Source organism: Erwinia rhapontici (assembly GCF_012271765.1).
In the GTDB taxonomy this organism is placed as follows: Bacteria; Pseudomonadota; Gammaproteobacteria; order Enterobacterales; family Enterobacteriaceae; genus Erwinia; species Erwinia rhapontici.
Genome location: NZ_VRKO01000016.1, coordinates 197167 through 218984, shown reverse-complemented (window position 1 = coordinate 218984; position 21818 = coordinate 197167). Strand labels below are relative to the sequence as shown.

The window sequence follows — 21818 nt, the reverse complement described above, 5'->3', positions numbered from 1 at the left end:
CATGTTTCTTCTTCCCATGGAGAGGTTGTGACGCTCAACATCAGACAGGTCGATTTTTCCATAACTCAACGAAATAAAGGTCTTACTCAGGAAGTGTCGGCGGCAACTACCGGTATCTGTGTCCGTTTCGGACGCCGAATCGAAAAAGGCCTGTGGCGACAGGCCGGGGGCAGGTCAGACGGCTATCTGTACTTTATTGTGAACCAGCCGTATCGCCAGCCGGCGTTTCATATGAATAAAGATATGCACCAGAAACCCTATGCACTTATGCGTGTAAAAATAGATGAAAAGCCGTTCAGTACCAGATAAAATTTTGCTGACATATTCAGCAAACCAGCAACCCCCATTGCTTTAGCCTGCGTCTGGCGTTTCAAATTAAACGTGAGTTCATCATATTAATGGAGTATTTATGAAAAAACTGATTCTTGCTTCGCTGCTTCTCTGGCCTGTATCTCAGGTCTCGGCAGCAGACTGTGACAATGCAGAAACCCAGCTTGAAATGAGCCAGTGCGCGAATGCAGATTACAAGAAAGCTGACAAGGAATTGAATTCTACCTATCAGCAGGTTCTGAAATCCACCTCTGGAGAACAAACAGCACTTTTTCGGAAGGCCCAGAAAAAATGGATCGAATATCGTGATGCTGATTGTCAGTTTCAGACTTTTGCATCGCGTGAAGGTTCCGTTAATTCAATGAATATCGGGCTCTGCCTCAAGGCAAAAACTGAACAACGTACCAAAGAACTGAAAGACATGCTTAGCTGCCCTGAAGGTGATGTGAGCTGTCCATTATGAAGAATTCGCATTGATCCTTTAAATGATATTCGAATTCGACCCGGGCAGAGTTAGTGCGATTATGATTTTTCTGTATTGCAAATTATGTCCGCTCTTCGCTCTGGCGGACATATTAACCCTTAGAGGGCCTGCTTCGTGCCAGATGCAAACATTGGAATATTGTATAACAAGAAAACCGCGCGCGAGCCACAGATGCTTTCGGTTCTGGAGTTATAAAGATTTAACACATTATGGTATTTAAGGCGATTATTATGTCTCTATTAACCACGCTTGTATGACGAACGCGACTCAGAAACACTGCAAGGAAGGAACAATTACCTCTTTGAAAATATCTCTTTGATTATTAAATTGCATGTATTAATAACTAACAGATTTGATGGATAATTATGACCAACTCATTATTTAACAGACCCGGTGTTATTGCACTTATGCACTTTGATGATGGCAGAACTATCGAGTTCAGCATGGGTGTTGAAGATATGCTGACCGGTGTACCAATCAATAAAAATAGCATATTCGATCTTGCTTCAGTATCAAAGCAGTTTACAGCATTCAGTATTCTTCTCCTGGAAAAAAATGGATTACTGAATTTAAATAACAACCTCTTCGACTTTATTCCAGAAGTTAAAGCCCTTCCAGATAATATAACACTTGAAAACTTAATCTATCACACCTCTGGACTCCCGTGTCTTTTTGATATTGCTGAAGATAAAGGTGTTGACTATTACTCACCATTTAAAACCAAAGATATAATCAAAGGAATTAGCGAAAGGAAATATTTAAAATTTACTCCCGGAACCAGGTACGAGTACAGTAATACTGGATATATTTTACTTGCTCAAGTGGTTGAAAAAGTCTCAGGACTAAGCTACCCGGACTTTGTTAAAAAGGAAATATTTTCACCTCTGGATATGAATGATTCCTTTGTTTCCGATGGGGTTTCTATGGAGAAGGAATCTGTCAGCGGATATCAAGAAAAAGATAACAATATATTTTTCCCTGTTCACAGCCCATGGGGCGTTACCGGAGCAGGCCTTGTACACTCATCTGCTAATGATTTAATGAAATGGGGACTGAATTTTTCTTCGGGTTTGGTCGGAGGAAAGGAGTTGATAAGAAAAATGCTTATCCCTCTTCCCCTGACTACTGACACCAACATTATGATTGAAGACCATAATTCATACTGCTTTGGCATTGAACTCGATGAGGATAAATCAGGGAAAATTTATTGTCACCAGGGTTCTACGTTTGGAAGAGAAACATATTTTTTGCGCTCACAGGAAGCAGCCTATACTCTGGCAGTATTATCAAACATCGAAGATTATGATGTCTGTTCAATAGCTGTAAGATTGTTTAATAACATGACTTCAATAACTGCATGAAAAATATTTTTTCTTATCTGGCTCAATGATAAGGGCATAAGTTGCACGTCCGCTCCTCGCTCAAAAGGGACAGCCATACTCAAATCTCCCACAATGCAGGAGATTTGAGTATGAACACGTCATCGTGGAACAAAGGCCGTATCGTAGGCCAAAAAAGACCACTTCAGATATCTCATATCTGGGGGATCCGAATCAGGCTTGAACTGGAAGGTAAGACGCGCGATTTGGCTCTGTTCAATATGGCCCTGGACAGTAAGCTACGAGGCTGCGATCTGGTAAAACTTAAAGTATCTGATGTTGCATATGGCAGCTCTGTTTCAAGCAGGGCAACGGTGTTGCAACAGAAAACCGGTAGCCCTGTGCAATTTGAGATAACTAAAGGGACAAGAGAAGCTGTTGCTGCATTGATAAAGCTTGGCAATTTGCACAGTAATGACTTCTTGTTTCGATCTCGGGTCGGTACTAATCAGCACATATCAACCCGGCAATACAACCGGATTTTTCATGGGTGGGTAGCAAAACTTGGTCTCGACGATGCGCTTTACAGCACTCATTCCATGAGAAGAACAAAACCTTACCTTATCTACAAGAAAACTAAGAATCTCAGGGTGATCCAACTTCTGTTGGGCCATAGGAAACTGGAAAGCACAGTCCGTTATCTGGGCATTGAAGTCGATGATGCGTTAGAGATCTCTGAATCGATTGAAGTCTAAGGTTGTCAGGGCTGCAATAGCAGCCCTGTGCCAAAAGCGGACCATAGTAACCACGCGGTAAGCAGGTCAGATTGAGAGAAATATTGACTAAGAGTGCTTTTGAATAAATGATATTCATCAACGGCGAAATTCTCTTTTAGAAAAATTGATGACTATTCATTTTCTAATACTCATTGAATTGCAAAAATACTTATATTATTTCATATAAAAAGAAATGCATGTCTAAATCATAATCAGCCAGAATCCTCTCCTGAAAATTACCTTCGCTGACTGAATTAACCGCCGAACGCCAGAACTGCAATGCCGATGTGTTTTCCAGCATTATCCTTGTTTGCCAAAGTCCAGGCCTATCAGACACTGCGAGACGAAATGCCTCTTTAGCAATGCCCATTCCTCTGAACCGACGAATAATAAAAAACTGATCAATGTCATAACGTTGTAAATCATAGGGATAGTGCCTCACCAGACAGAAGCCAGCAAGTTCCTCACCGCAATAAACTAAATACGGCCAATGGTCATTACGGCTCCAGTGAGGATCAAGTGATGACGACTTAAAACTATAACTTCCATCGTTATTACATGGGGATCGACTGAACTCAGAAAGGTCGTAAACGTAATATCGAAATAGATTTTCTACGATCTGTCGATGATGTACTGCAGAATGTAAACTTACTCTATTGCTCATATACTGCTCCCTTTAGAAACTGTCTGCAGGATAATCCAACGACTACGATTTTGCGAATTTTCAACATGGCACTGTAGTTTTCTCTTCGTTGACTCAGAAATCTGTTCGGTAGTATAAAAATAAATCGGATTGAGATGCTAGGTCTGCTCCTCGCTCACAGCTGACCTTCCTCTACTTGCGTCAGCTCGCTCAGTGCCAGGAGCAGACCTTAGCGATTTGAATAAGTATGGATATTATACAAAACCTGGGTAACGGACAGGTTGCCCGGGAAAAGAAGCTAAAGCGGCACAATGTTTTCCACGACATGCTGGAAAACATAGGGATCGGAAAGTAGTTCAAATTCTTCGTCATCTGGGTAAGTCACCGCGACGTGATAACTTTCTCCGGCAAATGCCTTAACCGATTGCAGATCTTGCCAGTAAGTAGCCAGAAAAAAATGCTCCCAGCCACCCTGGGTCTCTCGACGCACACAAGCGCCTCTGTTCCCAGATATGCTTTTTGAATGCTCTACACCTGTTTTCTCAAGGTGTTTCGCAAAAGCTTCAGCATATTTTAGTGGAACACAACCGTGCCAGGTCCTTACAATCATTAGCGTTTCCCCTTTTATTGGTAAGAATGTAACCATACCATCGGAAGTCACTTTATGGCGTATTTTCCAAATAACATCTCTTGTAACTCAAACACTAATTATTAGGATCAGCCAGCTTCCTCTTACTCCCCCGCCCCTCACCTCCTGAATTTTCCCCCTGGCCCTTCCGCCCCATGATAAGGTTGAAATCACGCAAACTGTCACAGGATAAACAGGCAAAAATGGGCGAAAACGCGATACATGAGTGGCACAGCAACGCTTACCTGATCAGCACCGACAGCGAAAAGTTAGACGCGGTGGCAATACACCAGTATCTGACCCGATCAACGTGGGCTGCCGGAATCGATAAAGATACCGTGGCGAACGCGATCCGTCACAGCCTTAACTTTGGCCTTTATCATCATGGGGTGCAGGTGGGGTTTGCCCGCCTTATTACGGATTACGCCACCTTTGCCTACCTGTGCGACGTCTACGTGCTGGAAGAACATCAGGGCCAGGGGCTGGCAAAATGGCTGATGCAATCCATCCACAGTCACCCGGTTTTTGTCCGGCTCCGCAGGATCACGCTATTCACCACCACCGCGCCCTGGCTGTATGAAAAGTTCGGTTATGAGCCTGTCAATAAACCGAATTATGCATGGGCGATAACCCGGCCTGATATCTATCGTGTCAAAGCGCAGTAACCACTCGTCCACAGAAAAATGAACGGGTATCAAAAGCGCGGCTTCTGATCGAGAGAGAAATGCTGCCCGTGAAAAAACTGGCCGCAGAATGCGGCTTTTCCGGGCCGGACGTGATGCGGCGTGTTTTCAGTTGGCTGACTGGCGTCACGCCTGCGGTTTACCGGAAAATAATAAGACGGTAATAACAGACGTTGCGCACGCGACGGGTACAACAATCGCCTGCTACAGGACTTCAACCCGCTCGAATTCTTCTGCAACCAGCTCCATATCCTCCTGGTATGTGCCCTCTCTTGAGAAAAATGCTTTATGCTCTGTCCTCCAGTATTTCAGGCTGAGATCCCCCTCGCCCTCCTTCCTTGCAAGGTCTTCATCGACATCGCAGAAGCGAACGATACACAGCGAAATAGTCCTGATGACGCATACCGGTTCGTCTCTGCCGTTAAGGATGATGCTGTAACCGCCAATGGTGGGTGCTCCCTCTTCGTTTTTAAACGACGAAAGCGATCCACAGGTGGCCGTTTTCACGCCTTTGATGACCAGTTCAGCCAGTTCATCTGCCATTTCTGGCGAGTCCCCAAATGCCCATGCGATCGCGCCCGGGTACTTAACTTTTAATTTCTCAATCATGCTCATCACTAAATCCTTTTTAAACAGATTTTTGAGTCTACATTAGCCAGCATCAGCCCCTCACAATCAAGACCTGACATGAATGTTTACGATGGGGCCGTTCAATATTACAGGTGACCCATGCCTTGGCGGTGTTACCCTCCACTACGGATCCCCTCCTCCCCAAAACGAATGCGCCGATGGCTGATATGATCAATCAGCGCTTCATCGTGGCTGACCACCAGCAGCGCGCAGTTCTGCTCTGCGGCGACCTCGACTAACAGCTCAATGGTCTGTTGCTGGGTCAGCAGATCCAGCCGCGAGGTGGGTTCATCGGCAAACAGAAACACCGGGTCGAGCAACAGCACGCGCAGCAGGGCAAAACGCTGCAGCTCACCGCCGGAAATCTCACCGGGATAACGGTCCAGCAGCAGCGGACGCAGCTTCAGTCGTTCCATCAGAGGCGCAATGCGTGCGCCATCCAGGCGATGACGTTTCACCACATCACTTAATGCCTCACGCAGCGTGACACGCGGCGCAAAAGCAGACGGCGGATCCTGGAAAATCTTCTGGTATTTCACCGCGGCTAACTGGCGGTCACGCACCACGTCTCCACTGTCAGCGGCCAGCAGCCCGAGCAGGATATCGCCGAAGCTGCTCTTACCGCAGCCGCTGGGGCCAGTAATGCCAATCACCTCCCCGGCATGGACGCGCAGCGACTGGTCGCTGAACAACTGACGGCCTCCGCGCGTGATACTGAGGTTATGGGCTTCCAGCACCACGTCACGCGCGTGTGCAGCAGGTAAACGTGCGGCCCAGCGAGCCGGATCGGCAGCCAGCAACGCCTGGGTATAAGGATGCTGCGGCTGCGTCAGTACCTGCTCTGCACTGCCACGCTCGATGATTTCACCGCGCAGCATCACCGCCACTTCACCGCCGATCTGGCGGGCCAGTTCGATATCATGGGTGATGGTCAGCAACCCGCCGCCTGCGCGCACTTCCTGCAACAGCAAGGCGATCACTTCATCGCGCCGCGCCACATCCAGCCCTTTGGTCGGTTCATCGGCGACAATAATGTTCGCCCCGCCCGCCCGCGCCGCGGCAAAGGCCACCCGCTGGGCCATCCCGCCGGACAGCGCCTGCGGCAGGCGGTCGGCTGCGGCGGACACGCCCAGCGCATCCAGATCGCGCAGGGCGGCCTCGCGGGCCGGTCGCGCTTTCATGCCACGCAGAAAGCGGTAGCTCTCGGCCACCTGCTCGCCTGCACGCATGGTCGGGTCCAGCGCCAGCCACGGCTCCTGCGGCAGAATGCCCAGCCGATGCCCCCAGAAGGCACGCGCCGGACGAGAAGCCAGCGGCAGCACCTGACCATCAACATGCAGCGTACCGCTGGCCTTCAGTCCGGCGGGCAGCGTGCCGATCACCGCCTGCGCCAGCAGGCTTTTACCCGATCCGGTTTCCCCTAACAGCGTAAATGGCTGCCCGGCACGCAGCGTAAACGACAGCGGCTGCACCGGTAAATCGCCGCCGCTAACGGCCGCCTGTTCAATATCCATCAGGATCATGCTTTCTCCCTGCCTGCCAGCAACAGCAGGCTTAACACCAGTAAAAACACCACCACCACGGGCTGCAACAGCGCATACGGCGCTTCTTCATAATAGGGCAGCAGCTCGGTCATCATCAGCCCCAGCTCCGGGGTCGGTGGGCGAACGCCAACGCTGACAAAACCTAATGCAGCAATCGCCATAATCGCGCTGGCCGCCCCAAAGGCCGCTACGGTCAGCACCACGGGTGCCATCTCCGGCCACAAATGACGGCGGAAAATCAGCCACGGACTCAGGCCCAGCAGACGCGATGCCTGTACGGCGGGTGAGCTCAGCAGCGGGCGCGCAATGGCGCGACTGATGCGAAAGTACTCCACCCACAGCAGCAGGGAAATCCCGACATACAGCATCACGGCCGAGTCAGGCACCAACGCGGTGAGCAGCAGCACCAGCAGCAGGCCGGGCAACGCCAGAAACGCATCGGCCAGCAGTGAGACGCCACGATCCACCACACCCCCGCGCCAGGCTGCCAGCACGCCCAGTAGAATGCCGGGGATCATCGCACTCAGCACGCTGACAAAGGCCAGCCCCAGCGACAGACGGATCGCCGCTGTCAGACGGGCAAACAGGGAACGCCCCAGATGGTCATAACCGAAGGGGGCACTGAGGTCAGGCCATTGCAGTGCCAGCATCAGCTTCTGCCGCACCGGGTCCTGCGGCCACAGCAGCGGCAGCACAAAAGCAAACACCACCAGCAACAGTAACAGTGCTGCCCCGGTCCGTTGCGCCAGCGAACTGCGGCGCACTATCGTCATCATCATGCATTTTTCCTTCGCGGATCGAGCCAGTAACACAGCCCGTCACTGAGTGCGTTGAGCAGCACAAACATCAATCCCATAACCAGTGCCGTACCCTGAATCATCGGCACATCGCGGGCAAAAATCGCATGCACCAGTGCATGACCAATGCCCGGCCAGGCGAACAGCGTCTCCACCACGATCACGCCTTCAATCAGGTAGATAAACTGAACGCTGAGGTACGTCACCAGCGGCACGCTGACGTTGCGCAGACCGTGCCGCCAGAACAGCGTGCCCTCTTTTAGCCCTTTGGTGCGGCCAAACTGATACCAGGCCGAGTCAGTCACCTGGCGCATAGCGTTGCGCGCCACCCGGCTGGACACCGCAGCCAACCCGAGGGCCAGCGTCAGGGCAGGCAGCAGCACATGCTGCACATCGCCATAGCCGGCCGCAGGTAGCAGGCCCAGGTTGAGCGCAAAGATCACCACCAGAATCAGCCCGAGCACAAAGTGCGGCAGCGCACGCAGCGTGGTGGAGATCGCCAGCAGCGCGCGATCCAGCTTCCCACCGGGGGACAACCCGGCCAGAATGCCGAGCGGCGGGCCGAGCAGCAGTGACAGTAGCAGCGCCACGGCCGCCAACAGCAGGGTCTGCCCCAGCTGATGACCTATCTCTTCCATCACCGGCGCACCGGACACCAGCGAGTTACCGGGATTGAAGTGCAGCAGTTGCACAAACCAGTCAGCCAGCGCCTGCCAGGCCGGGCGATCCAGCCCAAGTTCTTGCTGAACCGCGCTGGCCGCCGCCGCATCAACGCGGTCATAACCGTAACGCCCCGCCGCAATACGGTAGGCAATATCCCCCGGCAGCGAGCGCATCAGCACAAAGGTCAGGCCGCCGACCAGCAGCGCCACCAGTCCGGCCTGCAACAAGCGGTAGCCCAGCATCCGTATCATTCAGCCCACCTCATTTTTTCCAGTCCGAAGGTGCGCTCAAACGGGTCAAGGGTGGCACCACTCAGACGTTTAGACACGGCCGCGGTCTGCTGATACCAGGCCACCGGAATGGTGGGCAGATCGGTTTGCAGAATGCGCGTTAACTGCTGACGTTCTGCCTGGCTTTTCGCCGGGTCGCGGCCCTGCACCAGGTCGGCCAGGGTCTGATTGAACGTGGCGTTGCTCCAGTTCATTGCCCCCCACTCTCCGCCCTGAGGTGGATAATCCTGCAACAGTGTACCCAGTGGATCTGGCGTCAGCGCAAAGTTACGTGCCACCAGCGCCAGCTCCAGCGTGCCGTCATGATGCTTCGCGGCAATTTCCCCGGAGTTGGTGGCGTTGATCGCCACCTGCACGCCCACTTCACGCAGCTGTTGCTGGATGGCCGCCGCAATCAGTGGCAGCTCCGGGCGGTCCGGATAGGTGGTCAGCGTCAGGGAGAACGGCTTGCCGTTACGTTGCAGCACGCCGTCTGCACCCGGCTTCCAGCCAAGCTCCGCCAGCAGTGCCTGGGCCTGCTGCGGCTGATTCGCCAGAGGCGTCAGGCTGGCGTTATGCCACTGTGCCACGGAAGGAGGAAACAGCTGATCGGCCGCCGCCGGATATCGCAAAATGGCGCGTGCAATACCCTGACGATCGAGCGCCATGCTCAGCGCCTGGCGCACACGCACATCATTCAGCAGCGGATGCCCGGCATTCACTTTCAGCAGGACGCTACGCGGGATCGAGACTGACAGGAGCTGCACGTTGCGGTTGTTTTTCAGACGGGTGCGGCTGGCAGGATCGAGATTCAGTACCATATCGGCATTGCCACTTTCAGCCAGCAGGGCACGGGTTTCCGCGCGACCCACGGCCATGTAGCTGGCCTGCTCAATGGCAGGGGCTTTGCCCCAGTAGTCGTGGAAACGGGTCACGGTCAGCTTCTGCGGTGCCTGCAAGGAGGTCATCCGGTATGGGCCGCTACCGATAATCTGCACGACTTTGTGCGCGACATCGTAGGACGCGGGCGCCAGGATCTGAGCACGGTTTTCCGCCAGCATACTGAGCAGCGGCGTAAACGGCTGGCTGAGCGCAATCACTACCTGCCCTGCTTCGGCGAGGATGGCGGTGACCGGGGCTTTATCCAGCAGGCCGGGTTTACTGCGTGAGACTTCCAGCGCATTCACCACACTCTCAGCAGTCAGCGGACTGCCATCATGGAATTTCACGCCAGCACGCAGGGTAAAGCGCCACAGCAGACCATCGTCGGACACCGTCCAGCTGGTCGCCAGGCCAGGCAGCGGCTGCCCGGCGGTATCCGCGTTGACGAGGGTTTCAACAATCGACATTTTCAGGAAAATATCGCCGGAAAGCGTCGGGTCTGTACCTTTGATTTCGAAGGGGGCGACCAGCGCGGCGATCCGCTCAGGGGCGGCACTGGCCGGGGCAGCAATGGCCGCCAGCATCAGGGCCAGCAGCGGTGAGCGTAAAAATTTGTGCATCCGTTATCAATCCTTTATCCAGAGAAAGGGAACAACGCAGGCTGACGCCCGCGCTGCGGATGATAACTGTTACTTTATAACATTACAATTAGCAATCTGTAGTTACAATTCCCCGTATTTAACGGGGGATTCTGTGTACCTGGAGATAACGCCTGCCACGGGACGACCGAAAAAAGGTCATCCACTGAGGGATCCCCAGCCATTTTTGTCGCTGGCAGTCTGGCTTCAGGGCTGAGGCCCGTTTGAGCACGCCGGAACGGCAACGGCCGCATCCCTGCGGGCCTCGGCACGCGACGTCCTGTCGCGTGACGTCCGGCTTACCTCAAACGGGCCCCATCCCCGCAAGATAGCGCTCGCTGTAAATTTTAAAACCCCGACTGCATGGCTATCTTTCGTAGGGGGCGATCATCTTTTCCGATCGCCCCGTAACTCCGGATTGGCGTCCTGCTCAACATTACGGGCAAGACGGTATCTACGCGCCCTGAGTTGTTTTCGGGTTGGGTGTTGACCTGGGTTTTGAGGTTGAGGCGGCATTCAGCAGCGCTGAGGAAGCACAGTGAACCAGGACGAACCGCCAGGACGGCGGTGAGAGGGAGAGCCGGCACAGGGATGTGCCGTCACGACCGCTCCGTCGGTGAACGACGCTTGCGAAGGCACCCGCTGAAAGCGGGCGATGCGCCAGCCGCAAGCCCGGGTCCCCAGGGTGGGGGCGACTGCCCACCCTGGGTCGCTCAGCCCGCGCAGCGGGAAAGCGAAACGCCCTTGACGTTGACCTGGACAATCGCGCACGTCCACTACGGTTTGAGGTGACCCGGATTCAACGTCTCAGATGTATATCTGCCCTCAGCGTCACTCTCCAGCGGCCTGACCTGCGCCGTCATCACCCCCTGCCCTTCGCCATATTTATGCTGTAAGGCCCGCTGCATTTCATGCAGGATTTCGCCATCCAGCTTGTAGTGACGCAGGTAGATCCACAGCGTGAGAACAAAGAACACCAGCGGCAGGCCAATCATAATCCCCTGCATCCCCATGATGGTGCTGGCTGACTGCTGCGCGCCTGGCACATACCCCACCACACCCAGCATCACACCAATCAGCAGCCCGGCAAACGCGGCACCGGCTTTCACCACCATGGTCTGCACCGAGAAGGCGATACTTTCAATGCGAACGCCCAGCGCGTAGTCGCCGTAGTCCACGGTATCCGCGACCATAATCACCAGCATCACCCAGAAGAACGCCCCGCCAATGTTGACCAGAATCCCGGACAGTGAAATCAGCGTCGCGCTCTGTGGCGCATACATGCCCACCACCAGCAGCAGCAGGCAGCTCATCACCGGCAGCACCGAGGCGCTAATCCAGATCGCCCGCCGTGAGAAGCGCGCCACCAGTTTCGGGAAGCAGAGGATGGCGATCAGGTTGGCGATCCCGGCATACATCATGTACCACGGGAACAGCTCTGCCCGGCCCACCACATAGGTGAAGTAGTAGATGGCAAATGCGGTAATCACGTTATGTGCCAGATTCCAGGCCAGCGCCATCAACAGCAGCGCGAACAAGGGGCGGTTGCGGAAAATCATGCTGAGTACGGCTTTAATGGTGGTCTGCTCTGGCGCATTCGGCACGGCAGAGGAAGAGTATTTCTCTTCGATATTACGCAGCGTGATGATCGCAGAGAGGATAAAGAACACCACCAGGATCAGCGAGAACAGCATAAACCCCTGCCCTTTGTTGCCGTCACCCAGGTAGTTCACCAGCGGCAGACCGATCACCCCGGTGGTGTAACCCGCCAGACTGGCGAAGAAACGCGGCCACGGGATCAGCGCTTCACGTTCCCGTTTGTCGAGGGTAATGCAGGGCACCAGCGACCAGAACGGCACGTCCATCAGGGTATAGGTAAAACCCCACAGCAGATAGGTCGCCCAAATCCACGCAATCAGCGCACCGCCCTCGAAGTTATGCGCACAGAAAACGGAGACCAGCACCACCGAATTGCTCAGCGTACCAATCAATATCCAGGGTTTAAACTTGCCCCAGCGGGTGCGGGTGCGCTCAACAATCCAGCCCATCACCGGGTCAAAGAAGGCATCAAGAATGCGTGCCACCAGGAACAGTGAGGCCACCATACTGACCGATACCCCAACCACATCGGTGTAGTAGTACATCAGATACATATAGATAATGCCGATGGCAAAATCCTTACCGAATGCCCCCAGCCCGTAGCTGATTTTTGTCTTTACCGAAACTGTCATCGTGATTAATCCCTGCCAGTGTCATCGTAAATGGCGACCGTAAGTGGCCGCCACGAGCCAAAGCGCTGTAGCCGTTTCAGAGATTAACGGTAAGTGGGCAACCAGCCACCGTGGGCGGCGATCAGTTCGTCGCACAGCTTCACCGTGTCATCAATCGACAGTTCCGCAGCGGTGTGCGGGTCAAGCAGCGCAGCATGGTAGATATGCTCTTTTTTATGGCTGATCGCGGCCTCAATGGTCAGCAGCTGGGTATTAATATTGGTGCGGTTAAGTGCCGCCAGCTGTGGCGGCAGGTCGCCGACATAACATGGTGTCACACCCTGACCATCAACCAGACACGGCACCTCTACGCAGGCCTGGGACGGCAGGTTGGTGATCAGCCCGTGATTCAGAACGTTGCCGCCAATCTTATACGGCACATCGGTTTCCATCGCTTCAATCATCCACGACGCGTACTCGTGGCTGCGCGTATGGCTGAGGTTCTCGTTTTGCGTCAGCTTATCGCGCTGCTGATGCCAGCGGTCGATCTGCTCAATACAGCGACGCGGATATTCATCCAGCGGAATATTAAAACGTTCAATCAGCTCGGGATAGTTGCGCTTGATCCAGTACGGCATATATTCCGCATTATGTTCGGAGGACTCGGTGACGTAATAGCCAAAGACGCGCATGATTTCGTGACGCACCATATCGTCATGTTTATCCGTCAGGGCCAACGCGCGGCGTTTGATCTCCGGGTAAATGTCTTCGCCATCACGGGTAATATTGAGCAACCACGCCATATGGTTGATACCGGCAATCTGCCATTTCACACCGTCCATCGACATATCAACGGACTTCAGCAGTGTCTCAGCACAAACCTGCACGCTGTGGCACAGGCCAACGGTTTTAATCCCCGTGTGTTGCAGCATGGCACCGGTCAGCGACGCCATCGGGTTGGTGTAGTTCAGCAGCCAGGCATCCGGGCACACCGCTTCCATATCACGGGCGAAATCCAGCATCACCGGAATGGTGCGCAACGCACGGAAGATGCCGCCAATACCGAGAGTATCGGCAATGGTCTGGCGCAGGCCGTACTTTTTCGCGATCTCAAAATCAGTGATGGTGCAGGGATCGTAGCCGCCCACCTGGATGGCGTTAATCACATAGCTGGCCCCCTGCAACGCATGGCGGCGCTGCTCCACGCCGGCGTATTTCTCAATGCGAGCTTTGCCCTGGCACAGATTGGCATTGAGATTATTCAGCATCAGCCAGGAGTCATTAAGCCGTTCAGCGTCAATGTCATACAGGGCGATATCCACCTGCTGCAACGCGGGCGTTGCCAGAATATCCCCCAGTACATTCTTCGCAAATACCGTACTGCCTGCTCCGAGAAACGTAATTTTCATTGTTGTGCCCTTTTGAATCCATGAGGTGAAGTTGCACTCACTTTAGGCAGCAGGCGCACGGCTGCCTATGCCATTTTTTGACATTGATATGGTGAAAAACGACCGCCAAATCGAACTGTGATCTGGCTCGCTAATTACCGTCCCCGACGAGTAAAATAACGGTGCAATGTCACAATCCGGGTTTATTTCACGCAACCAGCTGACGATTCACTGCTGTAATGAGCTGAAAAATAAAAGGAAGATGCCATGCAGAAAGATATTCACCCCGATGACATTGCCCAGTTCGGTCTAAACATTTATCAGTACGGGCATGAAGTCTGCGCCAGCCAGCACAGCTATGGCCCCGCAGTGCGCCAGCACTATCTTTTACATTATGTGATACGCGGCGGCGGGACGCTGTTTAGCGGCGATCGGCGCTGGCCCGTGCGTCAGGGGGAGGCGTTTCTTATCCATCCGCATGAGATCACCACCTACACCGCCGATAAACAGCGGCCATGGGAATATATGTGGGTGGAACTGGATGGATTGATTGCGTTGAGAAGCCTGGAAAAATGCGGGTTACGCCGTGACATGCCATTATATCGGCCAAAAGAGACGCTTTCTCCCTGCCCTGCCTACCCCTATTTGCAACAACTGGTGGCGCAGGACCCGGTACATTCGCTGCGTATCGCCGGGTTAACCTGCCTGTTTCTTGATGCATTAATCGCCAACGCGCACCACGAGGACGGTGAGGAAACCCGTTGCGGAAATAAACACCTGGACAGTGCCATTCAGTTTATTGAACGCCACTACCACCGTAATCTCGCGATTGGCGAGGTGGCAGACCACTGCAATATTGACCGCAGCTATCTCAGCCGCCTGTTTCAGCAGCAGTTCGGCTATGGTCCGAAACAGTATCTGTTGTTGCTGCGGATGGAGGTGGCCACTTCGCTGCTCTCTGACCACAGCCTGCCAATAAAAGTAATAGCCTATTCATTGGGTTACACCAGTCAGATGCAGTTTGCCAAGGTATTTCAGCAACATTTTCACTGCTCCCCTACGCAGTGGCGGCGCGAGAAAGCCCGCCCGGCCTGATAGGTGGCTGAGATTCTGCCATACTCTGTGGCACTGCCCGGCTACGGGCCGGATTCTCATCACCGTGAGGCGCCCGATGAATACTGAACTCAGCCCATCCCCTGCCTACGGCCAACTGCACAGCGCCCTGCTGGAACAACGTTCCCGGGTGCAGTCAGCAGAGGTAATTCATACCATTAATCGTGCATTACTGGCCGGAGAACGGGTCAGTGCAGCGTTTTATGACCTCAGCCAGCTTAAGCTCCTGCAACAGCGAAAAATTTTGCCGCTGATCACCCCAGAAACCGAAGATGAAGTGGCCGCTTTTATTGCTGCGCTTAACCCGGTGGTTCCTGCCGCGCTGGTGAATGAAGCCCAGTTTTGTGAGCTGCAGCAGCGGGTCAGCCATCTGAGTGAGCACTTTCGCTGGCAGCATGCCAGCCTGCCGCTGGTGCAGAATGCGCTGTTTGTCCGCACCTGGCACCACTGGCAGCAAACGCTGGAGACCCTGTTCAGCGCGGGCGATAATGCCGCGGTGTTTACCCGGCTTGAGCAGGTATTGAATGATTCCAGCGGTAAGATCCCGGTGCTGGGTGAAGCGCGTGAACTGTACCGGGCGCTGGAAGGATTACTGGTGAGTTGCCGCCAGAAGGCGGAAGAAAGCAGCGGCGAGCAGGATGCACTGGCGGGATATGTTGCCGCCGCCGACATCGCCACCCGGGGGATTATCACCTTTGGTGCCACTGCTGAGGCGGTATTACGCGGCCGCCCGCTTCCCACGGAGGCACAGCTGAAAACCCGCATTAAAGAGCATCACACCAGCGTCACCGAGCGCATGCATCCGTGGTTTTCAACAGTGTAGTCAGCCCGCTATTATTCGATAAAAGTGGCAAGCGGAATGCTGAACCGTTTCGCCAGCGCTCTCATATGTTCCAGCGTTAAGGCCCGCTGGCCACTCATGATCATACTCACCAGCGAGCGGCTGCCAATCTCCTGTTGGAAGCTGCTCTGGTTCAGGCCATGCTGATCCATTAAAACCCGCAGTACTGCCAGTTCGCGCGGTGTTGCATCAATACGCGCATTAAAATCCGCGAATGCCGGTGCAACATTTTCCCAGGCGGAAATTTTCTTCGCCAGAATATCGATCAGTGGATTTTCATCATCGTGATCGATCAGGTACTCCACCAGCACCAGTGCCTCTTCATAGTCATGTGTGGTTGCTTGACGACCAAGGAAAGGAATCGCATGAATCAGTGCAGCACTGGCACTGAGTGCGGTATGAAATTTTTTTTCTGCAACCCTCATTCCGGGTGCCTCCGATAGTAGTCCGTTAACCTGTCGTATTCATCGTGCGTAACAATATGCTTAATAAATACATTTTGTGTCTCAAACTTGATATAGGTAATGATGCGCAGGTGGTTCCCCGCGGCATTGATGACCCACCATTTACGCCGATACTTGAATCTGTCCAGTGAGGCAAACTGGGCTTTCAACTGCTCAGGTGTAATGTAATCCCTTGAGTTCAGTACCCTCCAGATATCATCAAGCGAGAGTGCTGCGTTCGGATAGCAGCGGGCAGCCTCGATAAACGGTCGTCTTGAGATAACACGCATAGATCCCTCTTCGTTATCATGGTTGCAAAGTATACAGACATCCCTTCATGGTCACAATATGTGAACGATTATTTTATCGCAGACCGGTTTATCTGGCTATTTGGTGACGGCGATTTTGCGAGGCACTATTTGTAAATCAGCGCCTCAGGCGCTACTCTGGCGGCGGTTTCCACTGAAAATGATGGATATAGATTCACTATGCCAGCCCCCGTCAAACGTAAAAACGATCCGGAAGGGTTAAAGAAACGCATCCTCGCCAGCGCCCTCACCACCTTTGCTGAATTCGGCTTACAGGGTGCACGTATGGAGCAGATTGCCGAGGATGCGCAGACCACCAAGCGAATGGTGGTGTATCACTTCACCAATAAAGAGCAGCTGTATATCGAGGTTCTGCACCTGGTGTATCGCGAGATCCGCCAGCATGAGACCGGCCTGAATCTGGCCGAGATGTCACCAGGCATGGCCATTGCCCGCCTGGCGGAAGCCAGCTTCGATTATCACATTTCGCATCCCGATTTTATGCGCCTGATCTGCAGTGAGAACCTGATGCGTGGCCGCTATATTCGCCAGTCAGAGACGATCAAAACGCTGAACCAAAGCGCGCTGGATGTACTGGATGCGGTACTGATACGCGGAAAACAGAGCGGTGAGTTTGATCCGCATGTCACCACCGTGGACGTTCACCGCCTGATCAGCAGCATCAGCTTCCACAACGTCGGCAACCATTACACCTTCCATACGCTGTTTGGCGGCAATGAAACCGAACAGCAGAGCCTGGCGCGTAACCGCCGGTTAGTGGTGGATGCCACGCTGCGTTATCTGCGCCCTGAGCGCTAATCTCTACAGCCCATTTAAATCGGTACAACTCACAATTACCCCGCTATGCCCTGAGGTATTCCCACAAAAATGAATGGCTGATCATTCGGCTTCAGGTCTGAGGCCAGTTTGAGCACGCCGGATCGGCAAAAGACGCATCCATGCGGGCCTCGGCACGCGGCGTCCCTGCCGCGTGACGTCCGGCTTACCTCAAACTGGCCCCATCCCCGCAGAACGTCTGCTCGCTGTGGGTATTACAACCCCCACCTTGTGACAGCCTCTGCGGATTGATTTGAATCAGGATTAAAGAAGGTGGCTGCCAATAATGCAGGTCTTGTTTTGTGGGGATCCCTCAGCGCTATGCCCTCATAGCGGGGTTTTTCGTCTACGCTTAGCGTCTGGCTGAACTGCCTGCCATCGCCCTCCATTCACCCGTTATTGTCCTGAACAGGAGCTGTCAATGACTCGCGAAACGACCGACTATCCTCGCCGTCAGCCACATCTTTCCCCCCAGCATCCCCTGGTGTGGAACTGAGCACAGAATGCCACGCTGGCATGCCGAAGTGCAGCCGCATATGCATGGGAGAAGCAACCCGATCCTGATGCCCGCTATTACACGCTGAATAAGCTGTGGTGGAACGCTGTATCGTAGGGGTCAGACATGTCTGACCCGGGCGGGGCTTGCCCCACCCCTACAAACAGAGGGTCCTTACGCTATTTTTCTGGCGTAAACAGCGGCACGGGTTGCCCGCTGATATAGCGTTTGCGTAGTTTCGCCGAGAGATGGTCCATGATCATTACGATCACGACCATGATCAGGGTAATAAACATCACCACATCCCAGTTCCACAGGCGCATATTTTCGGCATACACCAGGCCGATACCGCCAGCGCCGACAAAGCCCAGCACGGCCGCTGATCGGGTATTCGACTCAATTTGATACAGGCTCAGCGCCAGAAACGCCGGGAATGACTGGGTGAAAATACCGTAACGATGTTTTTGCAGGCTGTTGGCCCCCACCGCATTTAACCCGCGTCCTGGTGAACGTTCCACGGCTTCATGCCCTTCCGCGTAAAGTTTCCCCAGCAGCCCGACATCCTGCATGATAATCGCCAGCACCCCGGCCAGCGGCCCCATGCCGACAGCACGCACGAAAATCAGCCCCCAGATTGCCATATCAATTCCGCGCAGGATATCCAGCAGGCGACGAACCACCAGCGCCACCGGACGCAGCACAGGCGTGGCCATCACGTTGCGTGCTGCAAGAAATGACAGCGGTAAGGCCAGCAGTGTGGCGGTGATCGTACCGGCGAAGACAATCGCCAGCGTGATAAAGATCTGGCTGAAATAGTAGGCAAACGGCCAGTTCGCCACGTCATGCCAGACAAACATGCGCATAAAATAGTGCGCCAGCTGGCCTAAGCCAATAGTGAGCTGCTGCCAGCTGATGCCAAACTGGGTGAAGAAAAACACGTAGTAAAGCAGGATGGCTGCCGCAATCAGCCCGATGCGCCTCAGGTAGCTGCGCTGAATGGCAAACAGCGCCTGATGCTGCTGCTTCATGCCTTCCAGCTTGTCACTGCCGATTAATCCCATCATGAGCGGTTTCCTTCCACAACACGCTGACGCACCCGTCCGGACACCATATCCAGCAGCGAGACCACCACAATAATCAGAATCAGCGTCATACTGACCTGGTCATAACGGTCCAGTTTGATGTTGGTCATCAGCTCCTGGCCGATGCCCCCCGCCCCCACCAGTCCGAGGATCGTGGACTGACGGAAATTGACCTCAAAACGCATAAAACCATACGAGAGAAACACCGGTTTGACCTGCGGCCAGAGCGCGAAACGCATACGCTGCAACGACGATGCCCCGCAGGATGCCAGGCCGCGCACCGGTTTATCTGACGCACTTTCAATCGCTTCATAGAACAGTTTGGTCAGGCTGCCAATGGTGTGCAGCGCCAGTGCCAGAAAGCCCGGGATCACGCCAATACCAAACGCCATAACAAACATCACTGCCCACGCCAGTTCCGGCATGGTACGCAGGAAAGCCACACAGGTACGAATGGCGAAACTCACGCTGCGCGGTGTTTGGGTGTTGCTGGCAGCGAAAAAGGCCAATACGCCCGCCACCATCACCGATGCCAGGGTCGCGGCCAGCGCCAGTTGCAGTGTTTCCCAAATCAGCGGCAGCTGAATAGGCAGACGATAGCCCCAGTAAGCCAGTGAGCCTTCCGTATGGCTGTCGGCAAACAAGCGTGAGGCGCTCAGCGTGGGCACGGTTTCCGCGAGGTAATCGAAAAAGTGCGGCAACGACACCCATATGGTGTGCAGATTAAATTCCGCCATCTGGCCGGAGGCGAGGTACAGCACCAGCAGCGTCAGGGACCACAGCAGCGTGTCGCGCTTCTGCTTACCGCGGATCTGCTGGTAATAGCGTTCAAAATCGGGATGTGTCATGCGGATACCTGAGTGAAGGGTCGACGGCAGTCGACCCTTATCAGCGGAGAAGAGAACGGGTGATTAACGGGCTTTGGTCAGCGCACGTTTCATATCGATGATCGCCTGATAATCAGCCACGGTAGCCGGGCCGATATGCTGGGCGCCACCCACGGCTTTGACGAAGCAGCTGTGATGTTCGGTATCCAGCTTTTTGATAGCCGTGACCAGCTTCGCTTTAAAATCAGCAGGCAGCTTGTTGCTCACCAGCACCGGACCGTTCGGGATCAGCGGTGACTGCCAGATGATACGAATTTTCTTCATCAGGTCCGGGTTACCGGCACGGATCATTCGGGTGAATGCACCGCTGGTGTAACCGGTGTTGTAATCGCCGATCATCGAGGCCCAGGTCACTGCGCCTTCGAACTGACCGTTCAGCACGCCCAGTACATCCTGCTCGTGGCCGCCGGAGAAGGTCACGCTGGAGAAGTGGCCTTTGTATTTGTCATCCACCGAACCGCCAAACTCTTTCTTGAAGCTTTCGTTCGGGATCAGGAAGCCGGAAGTGGAATCCGGGTCGGCCATACCAAATGATTTGCCTTTCAGGTCGGCCAGTGTTTTGTACGGACTGTCCGCTTTCACAACGACAACAGAGTGATAGCCGCGTGATTTATCGGCGTCATCCACCACAATGCCAACCACATCGACAGCTTTCGGGTCATTGATGTAGACCGAGGCATACGATGACGGTGACATGCTCAGCACCATATCCACTTTGCCGCCGATCAGGCCCTGGATCACACCAGAATAGTCAGACGAATTACGCAGTTTGGTATCAACGTTCAGCTCTTTATCGAAGAAATCTTTCACGCACTGGTTATCACCAATCTGCTGCGTGGCATTCTGGCCGCCGAGGATACCTAAATTCAGTTCTTTCGGTGCGTCAGCGGCAGAGACGTTAGCTGCCATCAGACTACCGATTACTGCTGCGAGAATCATTTTTTTCATTGCTGAGTTCCGTGTCCCATAAAAGTGTTATTACCCGTCATGCCTGCGGTGTGACCGTCAGCCGTGATGGGCATCGTTAAGTTCAGAGTTTTCGTCGCCATACAACACATGCAAAAGATCATCGGTCAGTTCTGACGGATGGCCGTCAAACACAATGCGGCCCTTAGCAACGCCAATGGCACGCGTACAATATTCTTTCACCAGCTCCACCGAGTGCAGGTTCACCATCACGCTGATGCCGTTTTCACTCACCTGACGCAGCACATCCATAATGCGCCGGGTATTTTTTGGGTCGAGCGAGGCAACCGGCTCATCGGCCAGCAAAATCTTCGGGTTCTGCATCAACGCACGGCAGATCGCCACACGCTGCATCTGTCCACCGGAGAGATTTTCTGCCCGCTGCAAGGCCTGAGGCAGCATGTTCAGCCACTCCAGCAGGCCGATAGCGCGGGCACGATCGGCATCGGGGAAGATTTTAAAGAAGGATTTCAGCGTCGAGGTCTGGCTCAGACGGCCCAGCAGGACATTGGTCAGCACATCCAGCCGCGGTACCAGGCAGAAATCCTGGAAGATCATGCCGCACTCGCTGCGCCACTGGCGCATCTGCCGGGTATTCAGCTCAACAATGTTCTGTTGTTTGCCATGATCATTGAAGTGAAGGATGGCGCCTTCGCTGGCCGGGAGGGTGCCATTCAGCACATGCAGCAGCGTTGATTTTCCTGCGCCGCTGCGACCAATCACCGCCACCAGTTCACCGGCGTGCAGGTCAAAGTTAATGTCCTGCAAGACGCGCGTCTGTGTGCCGTATGATTTTCCGAGTCCATTCACTGCCAGCACTTTTGCACGATGCTCCGCGTGGGGGATCGCCTGCTGCTGGGGGGCAATTTTTAACAATGCCTGTGCCATGTGTTGTCCATTATCAGGTTGCGCGTTATCCGCTGTGCGCCCTATTAACCACCTGTGCGATGAAAGTTTAATG

23 protein-coding genes and 1 pseudogene are annotated in these 21818 nt (G+C 54.0%); 9 read left to right on the top strand and 15 right to left on the bottom strand.

The window, feature by feature from the left end; translation table 11 throughout:
- Positions 1 to 27: 27 nt before the first annotated feature.
- The 4 genes from FVB43_RS17910 (at position 28) to FVB43_RS17895 (ending at position 2888) form a co-directional block, all read left to right on the top strand.
- Positions 28 to 309 carry a hypothetical protein gene (locus FVB43_RS17910; protein WP_167864339.1) on the top strand — a complete coding sequence of 94 codons (282 nt, stop codon included), beginning with the start codon at positions 28 to 30 and terminating at the stop codon, positions 307 to 309.
- 100 nt (positions 310 to 409) lie between these two features.
- On the top strand, positions 410 to 793 hold the full coding sequence (locus FVB43_RS17905; RefSeq protein WP_167864422.1) for a lysozyme inhibitor LprI family protein: 384 nt from the start codon (positions 410 to 412) through the stop codon (positions 791 to 793).
- Between the two features lie 386 nt (positions 794 to 1179).
- Positions 1180 to 2175 carry a serine hydrolase domain-containing protein gene (locus FVB43_RS17900; RefSeq protein WP_167864421.1) on the top strand — a complete coding sequence of 332 codons (996 nt, stop codon included), beginning with the start codon at positions 1180 to 1182 and terminating at the stop codon, positions 2173 to 2175.
- Positions 2176 to 2285: 110 nt separating this feature from the next.
- Positions 2286 to 2888, top strand: a complete 603-nt coding sequence (locus tag FVB43_RS17895; RefSeq protein WP_167864420.1) for a site-specific integrase — start codon at positions 2286 to 2288, stop codon at positions 2886 to 2888.
- Positions 2889 to 3078: 190 nt separating this feature from the next.
- On the opposite strand, the gene FVB43_RS17890 is transcribed toward FVB43_RS17895, so the two are convergent.
- Positions 3079 to 3573, bottom strand: a complete 495-nt coding sequence (locus FVB43_RS17890; RefSeq protein ID WP_167864419.1) for a GNAT family N-acetyltransferase — start codon at positions 3571 to 3573, stop codon at positions 3079 to 3081.
- Positions 3574 to 3850: 277 nt separating this feature from the next.
- Positions 3851 to 4162, bottom strand: a complete 312-nt coding sequence (locus tag FVB43_RS17885) for a hypothetical protein (protein ID WP_167864418.1) — start codon at positions 4160 to 4162, stop codon at positions 3851 to 3853.
- 221 nt (positions 4163 to 4383) lie between these two features.
- On the opposite strand from FVB43_RS17885, the gene FVB43_RS17880 reads away from it, so the two are divergent.
- Complete coding sequence (locus tag FVB43_RS17880; RefSeq protein ID WP_167864746.1) at positions 4384 to 4845, top strand: GNAT family N-acetyltransferase; 462 nt, start codon at positions 4384 to 4386, stop codon at positions 4843 to 4845.
- A gap of 32 nt (positions 4846 to 4877) precedes the next feature.
- Positions 4878 to 5027: pseudogene (locus FVB43_RS24795) on the top strand (AraC family transcriptional regulator); the annotation flags it as partial.
- Between the two features lie 40 nt (positions 5028 to 5067).
- Here FVB43_RS24795 and FVB43_RS17875 read toward each other — a convergent pair.
- The 7 genes from FVB43_RS17875 to melA form a co-directional block, all read right to left on the bottom strand.
- The gene (locus FVB43_RS17875) at positions 5068 to 5478 is read right to left on the bottom strand and encodes an ASCH domain-containing protein (RefSeq protein WP_167864417.1); all 411 of its coding nucleotides are present in this window, start codon (positions 5476 to 5478) and stop codon (positions 5068 to 5070) included.
- A gap of 128 nt (positions 5479 to 5606) precedes the next feature.
- Positions 5607 to 7016 carry an ABC transporter ATP-binding protein gene (locus FVB43_RS17870; RefSeq protein WP_167864416.1) on the bottom strand — a complete coding sequence of 470 codons (1410 nt, stop codon included), beginning with the start codon at positions 7014 to 7016 and terminating at the stop codon, positions 5607 to 5609.
- Entirely contained in the window at positions 7013 to 7813 is an 801-nt protein-coding gene (locus FVB43_RS17865; RefSeq protein WP_133843467.1) for an ABC transporter permease, read from the bottom strand. Before FVB43_RS17865 ends, FVB43_RS17870 begins: the two co-directional genes overlap by 4 nt.
- On the bottom strand, positions 7813 to 8748 hold the full coding sequence (locus FVB43_RS17860) for an ABC transporter permease (RefSeq protein ID WP_133842990.1): 936 nt from the start codon (positions 8746 to 8748) through the stop codon (positions 7813 to 7815). The genes FVB43_RS17865 and FVB43_RS17860 overlap by 1 nt, the downstream gene beginning before the upstream one ends.
- Positions 8745 to 10268 (bottom strand): ABC transporter substrate-binding protein, encoded by a 1524-nt coding sequence (locus FVB43_RS17855; RefSeq protein ID WP_167864415.1) that lies wholly within the window; start codon positions 10266 to 10268, stop codon positions 8745 to 8747. Before FVB43_RS17855 ends, FVB43_RS17860 begins: the two co-directional genes overlap by 4 nt.
- A gap of 794 nt (positions 10269 to 11062) precedes the next feature.
- Positions 11063 to 12517, bottom strand: a complete 1455-nt coding sequence (gene melB, locus FVB43_RS17850) for a melibiose:sodium transporter MelB (RefSeq protein WP_167864414.1) — start codon at positions 12515 to 12517, stop codon at positions 11063 to 11065.
- Positions 12518 to 12600: 83 nt separating this feature from the next.
- Positions 12601 to 13905 carry an alpha-glucosidase/alpha-galactosidase gene (gene melA, locus FVB43_RS17845; RefSeq protein WP_167864413.1) on the bottom strand — a complete coding sequence of 435 codons (1305 nt, stop codon included), beginning with the start codon at positions 13903 to 13905 and terminating at the stop codon, positions 12601 to 12603.
- 246 nt (positions 13906 to 14151) lie between these two features.
- Between melA and FVB43_RS17840 the strand changes: the two genes are divergently transcribed.
- Together FVB43_RS17840 and FVB43_RS17835 are read left to right on the top strand one after the other, a co-directional pair.
- Positions 14152 to 14979, top strand: a complete 828-nt coding sequence (locus FVB43_RS17840; RefSeq protein WP_167864412.1) for an AraC family transcriptional regulator — start codon at positions 14152 to 14154, stop codon at positions 14977 to 14979.
- Positions 14980 to 15055: 76 nt separating this feature from the next.
- Complete coding sequence (locus FVB43_RS17835; protein ID WP_133842980.1) at positions 15056 to 15820, top strand: hypothetical protein; 765 nt, start codon at positions 15056 to 15058, stop codon at positions 15818 to 15820.
- An 11-nt stretch (positions 15821 to 15831) separates the two neighbouring features.
- On the opposite strand, the gene FVB43_RS17830 is transcribed toward FVB43_RS17835, so the two are convergent.
- On the bottom strand, positions 15832 to 16263 hold the full coding sequence (locus tag FVB43_RS17830; RefSeq protein WP_167864411.1) for a helix-turn-helix domain-containing protein: 432 nt from the start codon (positions 16261 to 16263) through the stop codon (positions 15832 to 15834).
- Positions 16260 to 16571 carry a type II toxin-antitoxin system HigB family toxin gene (locus FVB43_RS17825; RefSeq protein WP_159337049.1) on the bottom strand — a complete coding sequence of 104 codons (312 nt, stop codon included), beginning with the start codon at positions 16569 to 16571 and terminating at the stop codon, positions 16260 to 16262. The genes FVB43_RS17830 and FVB43_RS17825 overlap by 4 nt, the downstream gene beginning before the upstream one ends.
- A 198-nt stretch (positions 16572 to 16769) precedes the next feature.
- On the opposite strand from FVB43_RS17825, the gene FVB43_RS17820 reads away from it, so the two are divergent.
- Positions 16770 to 17408: a TetR/AcrR family transcriptional regulator gene (locus FVB43_RS17820; RefSeq protein WP_167864410.1), complete on the top strand. Its 639-nt coding sequence runs from the start codon at positions 16770 to 16772 to the stop codon at positions 17406 to 17408.
- Between the two features lie 693 nt (positions 17409 to 18101).
- Here FVB43_RS17820 and phnE (FVB43_RS17815) read toward each other — a convergent pair.
- From phnE (FVB43_RS17815) to phnC, 4 genes are all read right to left on the bottom strand, one after another.
- Complete coding sequence (gene phnE / locus FVB43_RS17815) at positions 18102 to 18986, bottom strand: phosphonate ABC transporter, permease protein PhnE (RefSeq protein WP_167864409.1); 885 nt, start codon at positions 18984 to 18986, stop codon at positions 18102 to 18104.
- Positions 18983 to 19852: a phosphonate ABC transporter, permease protein PhnE gene (gene phnE / locus FVB43_RS17810; protein WP_133842970.1), complete on the bottom strand. Its 870-nt coding sequence runs from the start codon at positions 19850 to 19852 to the stop codon at positions 18983 to 18985. Before phnE (FVB43_RS17810) ends, phnE (FVB43_RS17815) begins: the two co-directional genes overlap by 4 nt.
- 63 nt (positions 19853 to 19915) lie before the next feature.
- Positions 19916 to 20839 (bottom strand): phosphonate ABC transporter substrate-binding protein, encoded by a 924-nt coding sequence (gene phnD / locus FVB43_RS17805; protein WP_167864408.1) that lies wholly within the window; start codon positions 20837 to 20839, stop codon positions 19916 to 19918.
- A gap of 57 nt (positions 20840 to 20896) precedes the next feature.
- On the bottom strand, positions 20897 to 21745 hold the full coding sequence (gene phnC, locus FVB43_RS17800; protein ID WP_133842965.1) for a phosphonate ABC transporter ATP-binding protein: 849 nt from the start codon (positions 21743 to 21745) through the stop codon (positions 20897 to 20899).
- Positions 21746 to 21818: the final 73 nt, after the last annotated feature.

What these genes read in the sequence shown, in the direction of transcription:
- FVB43_RS17890 (WP_167864419.1), bottom strand. Translation starts at nt 3,573, where the DNA reads ATGAGCAATAGAGTAAGTTTACATTCTGCAGTACATCATCGACAGATC.
- FVB43_RS17885 (WP_167864418.1), bottom strand. Translation starts at nt 4,162, where the DNA reads ATGATTGTAAGGACCTGGCACGGTTGTGTTCCACTAAAATATGCTGAA.
- FVB43_RS17860 (WP_133842990.1), bottom strand. Translation starts at nt 8,748, where the DNA reads ATGATACGGATGCTGGGCTACCGCTTGTTGCAGGCCGGACTGGTGGCG.
- phnC (WP_133842965.1), bottom strand. Translation starts at nt 21,745, where the DNA reads ATGGCACAGGCATTGTTAAAAATTGCCCCCCAGCAGCAGGCGATCCCC.
- FVB43_RS17870 (WP_167864416.1), bottom strand. Translation starts at nt 7,016, where the DNA reads ATGATCCTGATGGATATTGAACAGGCGGCCGTTAGCGGCGGCGATTTA.
- FVB43_RS17840 (WP_167864412.1), top strand. Translation starts at nt 14,152, where the DNA reads ATGCAGAAAGATATTCACCCCGATGACATTGCCCAGTTCGGTCTAAAC.
- FVB43_RS17855 (WP_167864415.1), bottom strand. Translation starts at nt 10,268, where the DNA reads ATGCACAAATTTTTACGCTCACCGCTGCTGGCCCTGATGCTGGCGGCC.
- phnE (WP_133842970.1), bottom strand. Translation starts at nt 19,852, where the DNA reads ATGACACATCCCGATTTTGAACGCTATTACCAGCAGATCCGCGGTAAG.
- melB (WP_167864414.1), bottom strand. Translation starts at nt 12,517, where the DNA reads ATGACAGTTTCGGTAAAGACAAAAATCAGCTACGGGCTGGGGGCATTC.
- FVB43_RS17880 (WP_167864746.1), top strand. Translation starts at nt 4,384, where the DNA reads ATGGGCGAAAACGCGATACATGAGTGGCACAGCAACGCTTACCTGATC.
- FVB43_RS17835 (WP_133842980.1), top strand. Translation starts at nt 15,056, where the DNA reads ATGAATACTGAACTCAGCCCATCCCCTGCCTACGGCCAACTGCACAGC.
- FVB43_RS17905 (WP_167864422.1), top strand. Translation starts at nt 410, where the DNA reads ATGAAAAAACTGATTCTTGCTTCGCTGCTTCTCTGGCCTGTATCTCAG.
- FVB43_RS17825 (WP_159337049.1), bottom strand. Translation starts at nt 16,571, where the DNA reads ATGCGTGTTATCTCAAGACGACCGTTTATCGAGGCTGCCCGCTGCTAT.
- FVB43_RS17875 (WP_167864417.1), bottom strand. Translation starts at nt 5,478, where the DNA reads ATGAGCATGATTGAGAAATTAAAAGTTAAGTACCCGGGCGCGATCGCA.
- melA (WP_167864413.1), bottom strand. Translation starts at nt 13,905, where the DNA reads ATGAAAATTACGTTTCTCGGAGCAGGCAGTACGGTATTTGCGAAGAAT.
- FVB43_RS17900 (WP_167864421.1), top strand. Translation starts at nt 1,180, where the DNA reads ATGACCAACTCATTATTTAACAGACCCGGTGTTATTGCACTTATGCAC.
- phnD (WP_167864408.1), bottom strand. Translation starts at nt 20,839, where the DNA reads ATGAAAAAAATGATTCTCGCAGCAGTAATCGGTAGTCTGATGGCAGCT.
- FVB43_RS17865 (WP_133843467.1), bottom strand. Translation starts at nt 7,813, where the DNA reads ATGATGACGATAGTGCGCCGCAGTTCGCTGGCGCAACGGACCGGGGCA.
- FVB43_RS17895 (WP_167864420.1), top strand. Translation starts at nt 2,286, where the DNA reads ATGAACACGTCATCGTGGAACAAAGGCCGTATCGTAGGCCAAAAAAGA.
- phnE (WP_167864409.1), bottom strand. Translation starts at nt 18,986, where the DNA reads ATGATGGGATTAATCGGCAGTGACAAGCTGGAAGGCATGAAGCAGCAG.
- FVB43_RS17820 (WP_167864410.1), top strand. Translation starts at nt 16,770, where the DNA reads ATGCCAGCCCCCGTCAAACGTAAAAACGATCCGGAAGGGTTAAAGAAA.
- FVB43_RS17830 (WP_167864411.1), bottom strand. Translation starts at nt 16,263, where the DNA reads ATGAGGGTTGCAGAAAAAAAATTTCATACCGCACTCAGTGCCAGTGCT.